The 14,032-nt window shown below is 72.0% G+C and carries 12 protein-coding genes; 6 read left to right on the forward strand and 6 right to left on the reverse strand.

The genetic code is table 11. The features are described 5' to 3' along the window. Nucleotides 1-81 precede the first annotated feature (81 nt). Entirely contained in the window at nucleotides 82-1,674 is a 1,593-nt protein-coding gene (locus tag ACWEF2_RS22260; protein ID WP_453817999.1) for an FAD-dependent monooxygenase, read from the forward strand. Here the strand turns inward: ACWEF2_RS22260 and ACWEF2_RS22265 are convergent. Both ACWEF2_RS22265 and ACWEF2_RS22270 read right to left on the reverse strand, forming a co-directional pair. After that, the gene (locus tag ACWEF2_RS22265; protein WP_453818001.1) at nucleotides 1,643-2,689 is read right to left on the reverse strand and encodes a hypothetical protein; all 1,047 of its coding nucleotides are present in this window, start codon (nucleotides 2,687-2,689) and stop codon (nucleotides 1,643-1,645) included. The two genes, ACWEF2_RS22260 and ACWEF2_RS22265, sit on opposite strands and share 32 nt — an antisense overlap. Beyond that, complete coding sequence (locus ACWEF2_RS22270; RefSeq protein WP_453818003.1) at nucleotides 2,686-3,876, reverse strand: MFS transporter; 1,191 nt, start codon at nucleotides 3,874-3,876, stop codon at nucleotides 2,686-2,688. The genes ACWEF2_RS22265 and ACWEF2_RS22270 overlap by 4 nt, the downstream gene beginning before the upstream one ends. 152 nt (nucleotides 3,877-4,028) lie before the next feature. On the opposite strand from ACWEF2_RS22270, the gene ACWEF2_RS22275 reads away from it, so the two are divergent. Then, the gene (locus tag ACWEF2_RS22275) at nucleotides 4,029-4,631 is read left to right on the forward strand and encodes a sigma-70 family RNA polymerase sigma factor (RefSeq protein ID WP_453818005.1); all 603 of its coding nucleotides are present in this window, start codon (nucleotides 4,029-4,031) and stop codon (nucleotides 4,629-4,631) included. 171 nt (nucleotides 4,632-4,802) lie between these two features. On the opposite strand, the gene ACWEF2_RS22280 is transcribed toward ACWEF2_RS22275, so the two are convergent. Together ACWEF2_RS22280 and ACWEF2_RS22285 are read right to left on the reverse strand one after the other, a co-directional pair. Next, entirely contained in the window at nucleotides 4,803-6,476 is a 1,674-nt protein-coding gene (locus ACWEF2_RS22280) for a class I adenylate-forming enzyme family protein (RefSeq protein WP_453818007.1), read from the reverse strand. Beyond that, nucleotides 6,473-8,410 (reverse strand): CoA transferase, encoded by a 1,938-nt coding sequence (locus ACWEF2_RS22285; protein ID WP_453818009.1) that lies wholly within the window; start codon nucleotides 8,408-8,410, stop codon nucleotides 6,473-6,475. Before ACWEF2_RS22285 ends, ACWEF2_RS22280 begins: the two co-directional genes overlap by 4 nt. Before the next feature lie 137 nt (nucleotides 8,411-8,547). Between ACWEF2_RS22285 and ACWEF2_RS22290 the strand changes: the two genes are divergently transcribed. Together ACWEF2_RS22290 and ACWEF2_RS22295 are read left to right on the forward strand one after the other, a co-directional pair. Beyond that, the gene (locus ACWEF2_RS22290; protein ID WP_453818011.1) at nucleotides 8,548-9,747 is read left to right on the forward strand and encodes an acyl-CoA dehydrogenase family protein; all 1,200 of its coding nucleotides are present in this window, start codon (nucleotides 8,548-8,550) and stop codon (nucleotides 9,745-9,747) included. 254 nt (nucleotides 9,748-10,001) lie between these two features. Continuing rightward, entirely contained in the window at nucleotides 10,002-10,265 is a 264-nt protein-coding gene (locus tag ACWEF2_RS22295) for a hypothetical protein (protein WP_355597697.1), read from the forward strand. Nucleotides 10,266-10,509: 244 nt separating this feature from the next. Here ACWEF2_RS22295 and ACWEF2_RS22300 read toward each other — a convergent pair whose 3' ends face one another. Together ACWEF2_RS22300 and ACWEF2_RS22305 are read right to left on the reverse strand one after the other, a co-directional pair. Continuing rightward, a complete protein-coding gene (locus tag ACWEF2_RS22300) occupies nucleotides 10,510-11,295 on the reverse strand; it encodes a hypothetical protein (RefSeq protein WP_453818014.1) in 786 nt (261 codons plus the stop codon). A gap of 342 nt (nucleotides 11,296-11,637) precedes the next feature. Beyond that, nucleotides 11,638-12,984, reverse strand: coding sequence for a helix-turn-helix domain-containing protein (locus tag ACWEF2_RS22305; RefSeq protein ID WP_453818015.1), 1,347 nt, complete (start codon nucleotides 12,982-12,984; stop codon nucleotides 11,638-11,640). A gap of 148 nt (nucleotides 12,985-13,132) precedes the next feature. Here ACWEF2_RS22305 and ACWEF2_RS22310 point away from each other — a divergent pair, with 148 nt between their 5' ends. Together ACWEF2_RS22310 and ACWEF2_RS22315 are read left to right on the forward strand one after the other, a co-directional pair. Next, nucleotides 13,133-13,354, forward strand: coding sequence for a hypothetical protein (locus ACWEF2_RS22310; protein WP_453818017.1), 222 nt, complete (start codon nucleotides 13,133-13,135; stop codon nucleotides 13,352-13,354). Further along, the gene (locus ACWEF2_RS22315; protein ID WP_453818019.1) at nucleotides 13,351-13,860 is read left to right on the forward strand and encodes a hypothetical protein; all 510 of its coding nucleotides are present in this window, start codon (nucleotides 13,351-13,353) and stop codon (nucleotides 13,858-13,860) included. Before ACWEF2_RS22310 ends, ACWEF2_RS22315 begins: the two co-directional genes overlap by 4 nt. The last annotated feature ends 172 nt before the right edge of the window (nucleotides 13,861-14,032 follow it).

Genomic DNA, 14,032 nt, shown 5'->3' on the forward strand with positions numbered 1-14,032 from the left:
CGACCTCGCGGGGCGCCCCAGAACCGCCCCGCCCTTCTCCCTCCCCTCCATCGCGCCCTTTCTTGTCCAGGAGGAATATCCGTGGACATTCCCGTGCTCATCGTCGGCGGCGGACCGGTCGGCCTGTGCGCGTCCATCGCCCTGTCACGTTTCGGCGTGCCCTCTCTGCTGGTGGAACGGCACTCCGCCGCCTCGGCCTTTCCCAAGGGCCGGGCGCTCAGTGTCCGGACCATGGAGGTGCTGCGCCGCTACGGCCTGGAGGAGGCCGTGGCTGCGGCCGGAGTGCCCCGCGAGGAGAGCCTGCACTTCTTCTTCGGCACCTCGCTGACCTGCGCCGACTACGTCCGTAACGGCAATCCGCCCGACCCGGCGCGAGCGGCCCTCAGTCCCGCCTTCACCGTGGTCTGCTCCCAGGACGTCCTGGAGCCGCTGCTGCGCGAGTACGCCGAGTCGCTCGGCCCCGGATGGGTGCACTTCGGCCAGGAGCTGACCGGGCTGGAACAGGACGGCCAAGGGGTGACCGCACGGCTGCGGGCCCCGGACGGCGAGGTGTCGACGGTCCGCGCCGCCTACGCCATCGCCGCCGACGGCGCCGGCAGCTCCGTACGGCGCGAACTCGGCATCGCCATGTCCGGGGATGTCGCGCTCAGCCGCAACCTCAACATCCTCTTCGAGGCCGACCTCCGCCCACACGTCGACGACCGGCTCAGCCTGATCTACAGCATCGCCACCCCCACGCTGACCGGGACGTTCATGACCGTGGACAACCGGCGCCGGTGGCTGTTCAACCTCGTCCACGACCCCGCACGGCGCACCGTCGACGGCCTGACCCTCGACGACTGCGCCGCCCTGATCCGGGAGGCGGCGGCCGTACCGGGACTCGACGTCGAGGTGGTCGGGATCCGGGAGTGGACCGCCGCCGCGCTGCTGGCCGACCGTTACCGGGCCGGGCGGATCTTCCTGGCCGGGGATGCGGCACACCCCATGACCCCTTACGGCGGGTTCGGCATGAACTGCGGCATCCAGGATGCCGACAACCTCGCCTGGAAGCTCGCCGCCGTCCTGCACGGCTGGGCCGGCCCCGGCCTGCTCGACTCCTACCAGGCCGAGCGGCGGCCGGTCGGAGCCGACACGGTGGCCGAGAGCCGCCGCAGCCTGCTCGCGGCGCTGGACTCCACCGCCGTCGTCGCGGGCCCGAACGGCCCCCGGCCCAGCGACGGGCTCGTCCTGGGCTACGCCTACGACCGTCCGGGCGCGGCCGTGATCCCCGACGGCACTCCCCCCACAGGCCCTCCGGACCCGGTCTCCGTCTACCGGCCCGCGGCCCGTCCCGGCCACCGTGCCCCCCACCTCTGGACCCGCCAGGACGGACGCGCGCTCTCCACCCTCGACCTTGTCGGCACCGGCTTCACCCTGCTCACCGGGCCGGACGGAACGGCCTGGCGAGAGGCCGCGGCGAAGGTCCCGGACGTGCCGGACGTGCCGCTGCTGGCGCACGTGGGCGACGCGGAGATCGCCGCCGCGTACGGCCTCGCGGCCGACGGCGCCGTACTGATCCGGCCCGACGACCACGTCGCCTGGCGCTGCCCTCGCCTGCCCGGCCACCCGGACCGGGCGGTCGCCCACGCCCTGACCACGACGCTCAGCAGGCGAAAGGATCGATCGCCGAAGTGAGAACAGCGAGCCCCACCGCCAGGAAGAAGTCGCCCCACACCAGCTCGTGGCGGGTGGCCACACCATGGTCCGCGTCATAGCAGCCGTCCAGCAGACGCCCCCCACGCAGATGCTCCGTGACCAGCTCGCGGAGCACACCGGCGGCCCGGTCAAACAGCGGGGCGGCCCCACCCCGCCCGGCCGACCGGGAGTCCCACCCCGTCCACGCGGCCAGTTTGAGAGCGGCGAGGGCCTCGATCGCGGCGGCCGAGGTGTCCGGCGGGCCGCCGGGCCGTACAAGGGGGACGGCGGGCGAACCGGCGGCGAACCGGGCCGCCACCCGGGGATGGGCGAGCACTGCTCTCCTCCGGTCGCCGTCACCGGTGTCGGCGACCGCCAGCGACAGCCAGCCGACCGTACGGCTCCAGCCCGGCGGAGGGTCGGGATACGGCTCCCAGGCACCGCCCGGCAGCGCCCGCCAGGCCGGAGGAAGCTCCCGCTCCCCCGTCGTCAGCCCGAGTTGCCGATCGAGCTGGCTCCGGGCCGCGCCCTCTCCATCGGGCCCGGCCAGGCGCAGAAGCCGCAGCAGGCCGGGCAGCCCGTCGACCCGCGCCAGCTCCCGGGGGCCGCCGAACGCGCCGCCCCACGGCACCAGGCCCAGCGCGGGGTCGTAGGCGTCCAGGCAGGTCCGGGCCGCGCGGTCGCGCAGCGCCACCGCCGAGGCGTCCCCCGCCAGGGCGCCGAACGCGGTGCCGTACCAGAGGATCAGACCCCGGGTCGCGGTGTCGGCCTGGAGCCACGGGGCGAGCGCCGCGGTGCGGCCGGCCGCGGTGGCCCGATCGGCCGGACTCCCGCCCATGACCGCTCTCAACCAGAGCAGCCCCGCCCAGAAACCACCGGTCCATGACCCGCGAGCGGTGGTCGTCCAGTGACCCGAGGCGGCGTCCGCGTACAGCGGCCACCGCCCCTCCAGCCGCGCCTCGACCGCCCCGGCCCGTTCCAGCAGCTCCCCCAGCGCCCGCTCGGCCCAGCTCATCGGGGCGCCCCGGCCCGGAGCCTGAGCGGTGCCGCGACCACGGCCGCCGCGGCGAACTCGACGGCCACCAGCACCCAGCCCGGCCCGTACCCCCCGGCCTCGACGAGGACCGCGAACAGCGGCGGCCCGGCGGCGAAACCGGCGAAGAAACCCGCCGAGACGAGCGCGGAGTCACGGCCGGCGCGGCGAGGGTCGGCGCGCTTGATCACCGAGACCATGGTGACCGCGTTGGCCGCGACGGCGAAGGCCCCGACGGCCGCCGCGCCCACCCAGACCAGGGCCGGAAACCCCGGCGCCGCCCCGAACAGCAGGACCGCCCCGCAGGCCCCCGCCGCGAGCGGGGCGAGGAGCACCTCGGCCCGGCCAAGACGTCCCGCCCGCCGCGACCAGCCGACCCGGCCCGCCACCCCGGTGACGCCCAGGGTCGCGACCAGCCACGCCGCCACGACCGGCCCCAGTCCCAGCCGTTCGGCGCCGAAGAGCGCCAGATAGGTGTTCACCGCGGCGATCCCGCAACCGAGGAGAAAGGAGAACAGCGCCAACCGGCCGACACCGGCACGCGGCACGTCACCCGGCGGCGGACCCGCAGAGACCGCGGCGTCGGGTGGCAGCGCCCGTACGGCCCAGCAGGCGACGAGAACGGCGATCACGGCCGCCGTCCAGACGGCACCGCGCCATCCCGTCCAGGCCGCCAGCGCAGCCAGCGGCAGCCCCGCCGCGAAGGCGCCGAGCTGCACCCCGGACTGTTTCCAGCCGGTGACCGCGCCCCGTCTCTCCGGTCCGACCGTGGCCAGGATGACCTTGTTGGTGGCGGGGTTGGCCAGCGCCTGCGGGAGGCCGCCCAGCGCCACCGCCGCCAGCAGCATCGGCGCGCCCGAGGCGGAACCGATCAGCGCCAGCGCCAGCGCGGCCAGCGACAGCAGGGCGACCAGGCAGCGGCGGGCCCCCAGCCGATCCACCCAGCGACCGGCGGTGAGCGACAGGAGCGCGGCCACCCCGAATCCGGCGGTCGTGGTCAGGCCGATCACGGTGCGGGAGACACCCGCCTCCCCGACCAGGCGGGGACCGAGCGCGCCGATCAGGAAGAGCTGAAGCATCGACACGCCCATGGCCGTGGTGAGCAGAACGGTGACCTGTCGTTCTCCGCCCCGATCGCCTCCGGGTCGTCTCGGTCGTTCCGGCCGCATCGCCTTCTCCCTCCGCCGACAGGGTCCGCCCAGGGACCGCGCATCAGACAGTCGCTCACCGACCCGCCGAGGTTCCCGTCAGAGCCCCAGATGACCCGCCCCACCACCCACCAGGCAATCCACTCTGTTCTGCGACACAAGGAACGATCATCATGAGTTCTGTCATACGCGATCACCGCGCCCCCCACAGTGACACCCCCGCCGCGCACTCCGACGACCATTTGACGGTGCTCGCCCTGGCCGCGCGCGAAGGAGCCCCCGCGGACGTCGCGGCCTTCACCGGCGCGGTGTACACCGACGTACGGAGATTCATCGCCTACCTGGCCGGCGCCCACTCGGCGGAAGACCTCACCCAGGAGACCTTCGTACGCGTCCTGCGGAGTCTGCCCGGGTTCGCCGGGCGGTCATCGGCCCGCACCTGGCTGCTGTCCATCGCCCGGAGGGTCGTCGTCGACCGGTTCCGCTCCGCCGCCTCCCGCCCGGTCGTCGCCGACCTCGCCGACTGGCAGGCGACGGCCGAGCGGTGCCAGCCCCGGGGGCTGCCGGGCTGCGAGGACGGCGTGGCCCTGGCCGACCTCCTGGCCAGGGTGCCGCGCGAACGGCGCGAGGCGTTCATGCTCACCCAGCTCATGGGCCTGCCGTACGCCGAGGCCGCCGCGATGATCGGATGCCCGATCGGCACGGTGCGCTCCCGCGTGGCCCGTGCCCGCAGCCAGCTGATCGCCTCACTCAAAGCCGCCGACCAGGCCGCCTGACCGAAACGCCCTCCGCGGAAGGACTCTCCCGGACCGGATCGCCTCCGGCCCGGGAAAAGTCACGCCGACCCGGAACCGCCTCCGGCCCGGGAAAAGTCACGCCGACCCGGAACCGCCTCCGGCCCGGGAAAAGTCACGCCGCTCCGGAGTCGCCCCCCGGGGCCGGAAAGGTCACAGCGGCTCGGACCGCCCGTGGAGAAGCAGGTCGCGTAGCGCGTCCCGGTCGGGCTTGCCCGCCGGGGTCAGCGGCAGCCTCTTCACCAGCAGCAGACGCTCGGGGTGCTTGCCCCGCTCAAGCCCCTGCCGGAGCAGATGGGACGCGAGACCGGCGAGATCAGGTGTCCGGCCGGGACGCGGCACCACACAGGCCGCCAGCCGCTCACCCATCACCTGGTCGGGCATGCCCAGGCATATCACCTCGCGCACCTCGGGATGGTTGGCCAGCGCGTGCTCCACCTCGGCCAGGCTGATGTTGGCGCCACCCCGGATGACGACCTGTTTGACCCTGCCGACCAGGCGTAACCGCCCATCCGCGTCGATCACCCCCAGGTCTCCGGTGCGGACCCAGCCGTCCGCCGTACGGTAGCGCCGGTTCAGCTCCGGCGCGCCGACGTAGCACATCGGGCTCATCGGACCGCGCGCGATGATCTCTCCGACCCGATCCCTACCGTCACCGTCGTCGTCCGGGGCGGGAGCGATCCGGATCTCCGTCACCCGGGGATCCGGCAGGCCCACCACCACCCCGGGACCCGGACCACCCGCCACGGGTTGCCGGAGCCCGCTGTGGCAGTTCACCCCGTCGGCCGAGCCGTACAGGTTGACGACCGGGCACCCGAACGCCTCGCCCGCCTCCGCCGCCGTGGCCGCGTCCAGCTCGGCACCCCCCAGGACCAGCGCGGTCATCGGCGGCATCGGCCCGCCCCTCGGCTGGTCGAGCATCATGCGGACCATGGTCGGTACGGCCAGCACATGGCTGGGCCGGTGCTCGACGATCGCGGCGAGCGCGGCCCGAGGCGAGAAGTGGTCGAGCAGGACCAGACAGCCGCCGTGCCTGACCAGGGTGACGGCGGTACCGTTGCTGCCGAAGGCGGAGGCCAGCGGAACCAGGAACAGGCAGCGCGGCGGGTCCGTGTCGGCGATCAGCGTGGCCATGAAATTGCCCCGCCCACCCGCCAGCGCGTTGTGCGAGTAGGCGACCATCTTGGGCTCGGACTCCGAACCGGAGGAGACCAGGATGCGGGCCGCGCCGTCCGGGTCGGGCCTGGCCGGCACGAAGGCGCGGCCGTCGGCGGCGAGCACCTCACCCCACGCCACACTCCCCTCCGGGACCTGACTCCACGCCACGCCACCCTGCGGAGACCGCTGCGAACCGACGGCGACGACGGCCCGCAGGCCGGGTAACCTCCCGGCGGCGGCCACGAGCTCACGGGCGGGTGCCGTTTCCCGGTGCTCGACGGCCGCGATGACGGCCCGTGCGCCGGAACGACCGAGCAGGGAGACGGCCTCGGCGATGCCACGCCCGACCGGGAACGGCAGCGCCACGGCTCCGAGCGCGGCCAGCGCCAGGTCAGCGACGACCGCGTCCCTGCCATTGGGCAGCTGGACGCCGACGACGTCACCCTCGCAGACGCCGAGCCCCCGCAACCCGGCCGCGGCGCTCCTGGCCAGCCGATCCAGCTCGGCGTAGGTAAGCTCGCCGTCCGCGTCGATCACCGCGACGCGGCCGGGTGCCGCGAGGCGGTGGGCGCGGAACAACGCGTACAGATCGAGGTCCGGGCATATACCGTCAGCGGCCCATTCGCGTCTCAGCGTGGCGGGCACCAGGTCGTCCAGGCGCGGGATCATGTGAACCTCCAAGGATCGGGTACGGCCAGGGCTCCGTGCTCGTCACGGGTGAGGGCGGACGTGAAACGCGGATCGGCGGGCAGGGTGTCGAGAGCGGTCGTCACGGAGGTCGCCCGCAGCCCTCCACCGCGGAGAACGGCGAGCGCCTCAACGGTGGCCAGCCCGGTGAGCGGGACCGCGTCCGCTCGCCCGGCGTAGTCGTCGGCGACGGCCACCCAGCCATCCGCCGTCCGCAGCGGGCTGCGAAATCCGGCCGGCGACCGTGGGGCGGCACCGGACGCGGCCCGGCGCAGTGCGGGCTCGGTGAGCATCTCGGCCGCCCCCAGCAGCGAGGAGTCCACCCGCACCCCGCGTCCCACACGCTCGCGCAGCAACAGCCCGGCGAGCACCGCCTCGGTGCCCAGCAGCCCGCCGAGAACGTCGAGCAGGGTCATCAGCGACGGGGCGGGAGGCTGGTCGGCGGGCCGTACGGCCTCACCCACCCCGGTGCGGGCCTGGACCATGAAGTCGGTGCCCAGCGGGGCGTCGGCCAGCCTCCCGGCCCAGCCGCTGGTGTAGGCGTAGACCAGGCCGGGATTGACCGCCGACAGATCACCGTCGTCCAGGCCGAGACGCTCGGCGGTGCCCGGGGCCCAGTTGTGCAGGAACACGTCGGCGTCCGCGACCAGGTCACGCAGCCCGGCCCGGCCCGAGGCCGACTTGATGTCGATCTCCACCGCGCGCTTGCCCCGGTTGAGCGCCAGCCAGCGGGCCGACAGATCGCCGCACGTGGGCGGCATGCCGCGCAGCGGATCTCCGCCGGGCGGTTCGATCCGCACCACATCGGCACCGAGCAGGCCAAGCAGGTGGGCGGCCAGCGGCGCCTGGATCCGCCGCCCCGCCTCCAGGACCGTGAGCCCCGCCAGCGGACGAACACCTTCCGCCGACCCCGACACCCCCGAGGAGGGCGGCCCTGAGGCGGGCAACCCCGACACGGGCAGGCCCGGGCCGGGCAGACCGGGGATGGACGGGCCGGGGATCGGGGGGCCGGGGATCGGGGGGCCGAGGGAGAACCGCCAAGGCATCCGTTCACGGGGTTCGGCCAGACGGTCGGCGAGGGATCGGAGCGCGCAGAGCGACGCCCCCGACTCCGCCGCCGCGCGCCGTACCCCCTCCCAGCCGGTCGAGCGAGCCCGCGCGTGCAGTTCCCCGGGGAGCGGGCAGCACGCGGTGGCGTAGCGGAACTGAAAATGCCTCCAGGCGGATCCGGCGAGGCGTTCGGCCACGCCGAGCGCCCGCCAGAACGCCACCCACACGATCGGGTCCAGCGTCTCGACCTCGAAGCACACCCCGTCGGCCGTGACGAAGGGCGGTCCGCCGGGCGCGAACGGCACCGCCTCGTCGTCCTCGGCGGTGGCCGCGGCCAGATACTGGCCGACGGCGAGCAGCCCGGCCAGGTCCACCCCTGTCCGGACTGTCTCGACGGTGATGCCTCGGGCGCGGCCGATCAACCCGGCCAGGAGCCCCTGGACGGCCAGCACCGAGCACGCGGTCGTCAGATAGTCGGCGGCCAGGCCGCGCGGCTCGCCGTCACGACGCCCGTGGACGTGCATGACTCCGGTCGCCGCCTGCGCGGTGGCCTCGTCGGTCACCTCGTCGCCCGGGGTGATCTCCGCCCAGGAGATCTCGACGGTGAGCGGATGCCCGTCCGCGTCCACAAGCGACACGATCCCCGGCCCCCTCGATGCCACCGCCCCGGAACCACCCGATGCCGTTCCAAGGTCGATGGCAGCCGGGGCGTCGGCGGGGCCAGGAACGGGGCCGACTGCGCCGAGCAGGGTGAGATGGCGGGCCGCGACGGTGGTGAGGGCGGGTGGCCCGGCCGTCCGCAGCTCGATGCCGGCCAGTGGACGCACCGCTCCGCCGGTGACGGGACCGGTGACGGGATGTGTCATGGCTCTCCTCTCCCGCAGGGGTGGCCGCGAGTCGCGCCTGACGCGAGCGGGAACTCGGAGACGCGTTCACGCGACCTGTTTCACAGCAGGGAGTCGGATGGATTTTTCACTCAGTTCCCGACATGTATGGAGTTGGAATGTCACACCAGGCCGACGTCATGACCGATCCCGAGGGATCCGGCTGGGGCGCGCCCGCCTGTCCGCCTCACGTGCTCAAGGTCCGCGACCGGGTGGCCGCGTTCGTCCGCGAGCGCGTGATGCCGTACGAACAGAAGCTGGACTCGGGGGGCGGCGCCGCGCGGACGCTCCTTAGACGCCTCCGGCGCGAAGCACGGGCCGAGGGACTGTGGGGACTGCCGCTCCCGGCCGAGCAGGGCGGCGCCGGCCTGTCACTGACGGAGTACGCGCACGTGGCGGAGGCGGAGGGGGCGAGCGATCACGGCCCCGCCGTACTGGGCTCCACCGCGCTGCTGGACGCGACCATCCTCACCGGACACGCCGCGGCCACCCTGAGGGACCGGTATCTGCCCCAGATCGCCGACGGGCGGATGACCATGTGCAACGCGATGACCGAACCGGAGACGCCCGGCTCCGATCCCGGCCTCACCGCCACCTGGGCACGCCGGGAGGCCGACGGCTCGTGGACCGTCCACGGCCGAAAATGGTTCGTCACCGGCGCGGGCGAGGCGGGCCTGGCCGCCGTACTCGCCCGCACCTGCGCCGCACCGCCTTCCACGACCGGTCTGTCCCTGCTGCTCGTCCCCACATCCGCCCCCGGCTTCCGGGTGGTCCGCGAGCTGCCGATCCTGGGCGCGGGCGGACAGTGGGAGATCGTCCTGGACGGGGTCACGGTCCCGCCCGACCACCTGCTCGGCGAGCCGGGCCGGGGACTACGCGTGATCGCCGAACGGGTACGACTCGGCCGCCTGCTGCGCTGCCTACGCTGGCTCGGCCAGGCCGAACGCGCCTTCACCCTCATGCGCGACCGGGCCCGTTCGCGGCCGACGGCCTCCGGGCGGCTGGCCGACCTCCAGCTCGTTCAACGGCTCGTCTTCGAGGCGCTGCTCGCGATCAGGACGACACGTCCGCTGGTTTTCGAGGCCGTCGCCCGGGTGGACGCCGGACTGGACGCCCGGATAGAGACCGGCCTGGCCAAGGTGGCCTCCGCCCGGATGCTCCAGCAGGTCAGCGACGCGGCCATCCAGATCCACGGCGCGGTCGGCCTCGGCCCCGACACCCCGCTGCCCGCCCTGTTCCGCACCGGCCGAATAGCCCGCCTTCTCGACGGCCCCGACGAACTGCACATCACCTCGGTGGCCAAGCGGGTCCTCGGCTGAACCACATCCGCGAGACACCGGCGACTCACCGGCGGCAGCGCCCACCACACTCCCCCGCCCGGAATCACCAATAAATACGACAAATACCCAAAAAGACCTCATCTTCTAAGGGCAATTCGGGGGTTCTTCGCGCGTGACGCCAAATCGGCCCCTGGAGCTCCAACAAAACACCATTCACTGGACAACCTGATGCCCCAGCGAATCGTCTCAATTGTGTCCTTCCTTCTCTCCTGGAGCGCCTCTTGCTTAGAAAAATGCTGATATCCGCAGCTCTGGTCGCCTCCGCCGTGATCATCCCGACAGCAGGTCTCCCCGCCGCAGCCTCCACCCAGGGGCACGCCGCCACCACGACGGCCGCGTGCACCTACCAGCGGTCCGGCAACCACTGGAACTGCGTCACCCCGGGCGCGTTCTGCCCATGGGCCGCCCACGGAAAATACGGCTACGCGAAGACCACAAACCGCCGTTACAGGTGCAGCGAGTACAGCAACGGCCAGTGGCGGTGGAAGCGCACCTAACCCGTAACCGACCCCGCCCTCCCGGAGGAGCCACTCCCGGCGAACTCCGGAGAGAGGAAACGGGTGGGCGGCGATAACCGCCCACCCGTCCCCACCCCGGAGCGGGACCACCCGACGAGAACCAAAAGGGCCGGTTCGCCGACCTCGTCCCCACCCCCGGGGCGCAACCACCTCTCCGATCTCACGGGATCGGAGTACGTCACGCCCCGGACGCGAGGAGGGCGACAGTGATGTGCCGCGCCTCCTACCCGGTCGCAGCCGCCTCATCGGCCTGGAGTACGGCCAGGCGGGCGCGGGCACCGGCCAGAGCGGTGAGCGCGTCGGGATCGCCAGGACTCTGGACGATCAGATCCTCATACAGCTCGATGCTGCGGCGGCACAGACCGATCTCCAGCTCCCGGCTCCCCCGGACATCGGCCCCTGGATCGGCGGCCACGACCTGGAGCTGGGACGCGGTCTGGGTGATCAGGGCGGAGCGCTCGGCGATACTCATCGGCCGTAGCCCCGCGGTGACCGGCTGGTCGCCATGGTCGATTGCGTCGAGTTCGCGGTGGGCGACCACCCAGGCGTCCAGGTGAGCGACGAACCGGGCGAGATCATCGGCGGTGGTGAATATCTCGTGAGCGCGCTCGGGCCTCAGCCAGGCGTGCAGGAACCGCTGCTGAAACTCCCTGCCGACCTGGCCGTAGCGCTCGTGGGCGGCCTGATGTCCGACCTCACCCAGCGCGACACCGATGCTCTCCCACGTGGTGCCCCTGAGGTGTTCATAGACCACGGCGGCCTCCAGCAGACGGTGGGCCGTCTCGACCAGGCGGGTGGAGTCCTTGACGAACTCACCGTCGGCGGCATGAACGTCGGACGTGGTGGGCACCAGGTCACGGGCGGCATCGGCCAGCTCACAGGCCTGCTCCGCGAGGAGCAGCCGGGCGAGACTCGCCTGAGAGTAGGCCGCCGACCTGTATCTACTTATTCTCTCCCCGGATTTCCGGGATTCCCCGGCGGAGGAGGAAAACGAGGTGACATCACTCATGTGTCGAGGTAAACCCAACGAAGGAAAGGCGTCAAGATTTCCTCGGCATAAGTTCCTGAATTCGAAGAACCGAGGAGCACCCCCTCGCCTCGACACATGACACAAGGGGCCTCCATGCCTCCCCACATAAAACAACACCTCATATTCACACGCCCTGAACCGGTCACGCCGGTTCACCTCCACAGGCGTGGGAAGGAATGTAGTTGCCCGCGTTGAGGCTGGAGCCGTCGAGTCCGTGCTAGCACGAACGTTGATTACGCACCTGCCCCAGACACGGAAGTGCCTATTAACAGCAAAAACGTCCCGCCGGTCGGCGACCGGCGGGACGTCGCCGTGTCCGGCTCAGGCCGATCGGTCACCCATCGTCAGAGCACGCAGTTCCCGCACAGCGGGCAGCGCACGCGCCTTTTCCGGAGTGACGTCCAACACGATGCGAGCCGTCGCCCTAACCCGTACATCCCGCCGTGCGACCGGGAGCGCTTCCACGAGTCTCAACGCCTGCTGTGCGCCTTGCTCCGGGTCCGTGCGAGCATTCAGCGCCGCATTGTGGAGTGCTATCTGAGTCGCTGCACGGTGCTCCGCTGGATAGAGACCTCCGGCGGCACTCTGTGCTTCAGCCGCCAGCTTGACATCTCTGGTGAATGTGTAGATCAGACTCCGATCGAAGTACATCCAATGAGGGTCTAGACCGACGCTCTGAGATGGAAGTCGGCTGAACACATCCTCGGCTCGGCGTAGCACGGCGACCGCTTCGACATAGCGACCCAACAATGCAAGAGTCTGCGCCTCGGCACTGAGAGCGATCACGAGCGACGCACTGGGAGTATCGCCGGCGAGACGGCGAGCCCGCTGGGCCACGAGAAGCACGTCGCAGAGGTTCTCACTCGGATCCGCTCTCCGATACCCCGCTTCCCAAGCGGTCAGCCATGCCGCCAGCAAGGTGTCTCCAGATCGTTCGCTCAAGGTCCGTGTCTTCGTCCACCACCGGTGCGCTTCGCGGCGGTTTCCCAGGTCGAACCACTTTCCGGCGATCAGGGACGCGTGGCGCGCGGCGGCGTGAGCGAGGTCGCTCTGTACCGGCTCGGGTTGTGTCCGGCTCAGGTGGGGGGCCATGTCGGTGAAGTCGGCGGCGAGCGCGGCCAGGACGACGGCGGGCGGATCGACGTACGCCCGCTTGGCGTGGATGTCCGCGGCGTCCTCCCAGTCGTCGATCATCTCCTGTGACACGCTCGCACCGGGAATACGTGGTTGGGACGCCTGCCAGGCGTCGGTCAAGGCGGCCAGCGCGGGTGCGACCGTACCGCCGACGGCGACGGCTGCGGCATCCCGCATCAGTCGTCTGCGCTCCATATCCTCGCCCTCATCCCGGGTTGAGGCTTTTGCTTCGAGAATAACCTTTCGCAATCGGTCGGCGTCGGTCATGGCGGCACGCAGCCCCCGGGTTACGAGTTCGCCTTTTGCGTCGAGTTCGGCGTCAAGGGCCGTGATCGCCTCGGCGGGCGGGCGATTCTTGCCCTGCTCCCATTTGCCGATCAGTGAGAAGTGCCATCGAATTCGCTCGGCGAGATCGCGCAGGCTCAGGTCGCGTCGCTCTCGCCATGTCCGCAGAGTACGGCCGAACTCCTGCCATTCGGCCGAGGTGTTCGGTGTCGATTGTCCGGTCACGTCTGCCCTCGCGATCCGTCTCATGCGTCGCACCGGCACCGGCACGACGTGGTGTGCCTTGTCGCACACTCTCCGTGACATCAACTATGGCAGCAGTCAGCGTTACGTAAAGCGGAACCCCGCAGGCGAGCAGGCCATACGGGGTTCCTTGATCGCAAAGGAGCTGCGATCCATGAGTGATGTTAGGGCCGCCGTGCCCGCACCCGCCATCCCCGGCTGGCAGGTGTTCCTCAGCGACAGAGGCCGTTTCTGGGCCAGTCGCCGGGAGCCGTTCTCCACCCAGGCCGCCTACGCCGGAGCCGAGCGGACGGTGGACGCCGACACCTTCGAACAGCTGCGGGCCGAGACCGCCCGCCAGGAGGAGACGGCAGCGGCCGGGAAGGTGACCTCATGATGTGGCGTCGTGACCCCCGCGACTCCCACCCCTGCGGCACTTCCGGCCGTCACCGCGCCGGGCAGGTCCGCCCCACGACGGTGCATCGCCGCCTGTGGGACGGCCCGGCCCGAGCCCAGGCCGAACGACTCGCCCAGGCGTGGCCGAGCTGGACCGTCCTGTACGGCGTCGGCAGTCGCCGCTTCTACGCTCTGGCCGCCTGGCCCGCCCCCGAGCCGCTGATGGTCGAGGCCGCCAGCGCCGAGGAGTTGGAGAGGCGGATGTATGAGGCGGTCATGGCCGTGACCGCCCGCCGCGAGACCCCCCTCACCGCCCCGGCCACCCCCATCGTGTCGGCGCCCCCAGCCGCCCCGGCCGCGTCGGCACCCCCTACGCCTCCGGCGTCCTCGCCTCTCCCGGCACCCCTGGCGTCCGCCTCTCCCCCGAGCAGGCGCGGCGGCGCCCCTTCCCCGGCACCCGCCGCCGCGCCCCACCACCCCCGCCACCCCTACCAGGACGCGGCCTAAGAACCGGTGCGACGGCGGTCATCACCTCCCAGGGGACGCCGCCGCACCCACCGTCGTGCGACCCGGGCCGGAGGGGACCCGGGCCGCACACCCCTCGCGGCCCTCTCCTGGAGGGGGAAGAGGGCCGCCCGCACCGGCCGGACCGCACCCCGGGCGAGCGGAAGGGCGTCGA

The organism is Streptosporangium sp. NPDC004631 (assembly GCF_053601935.1).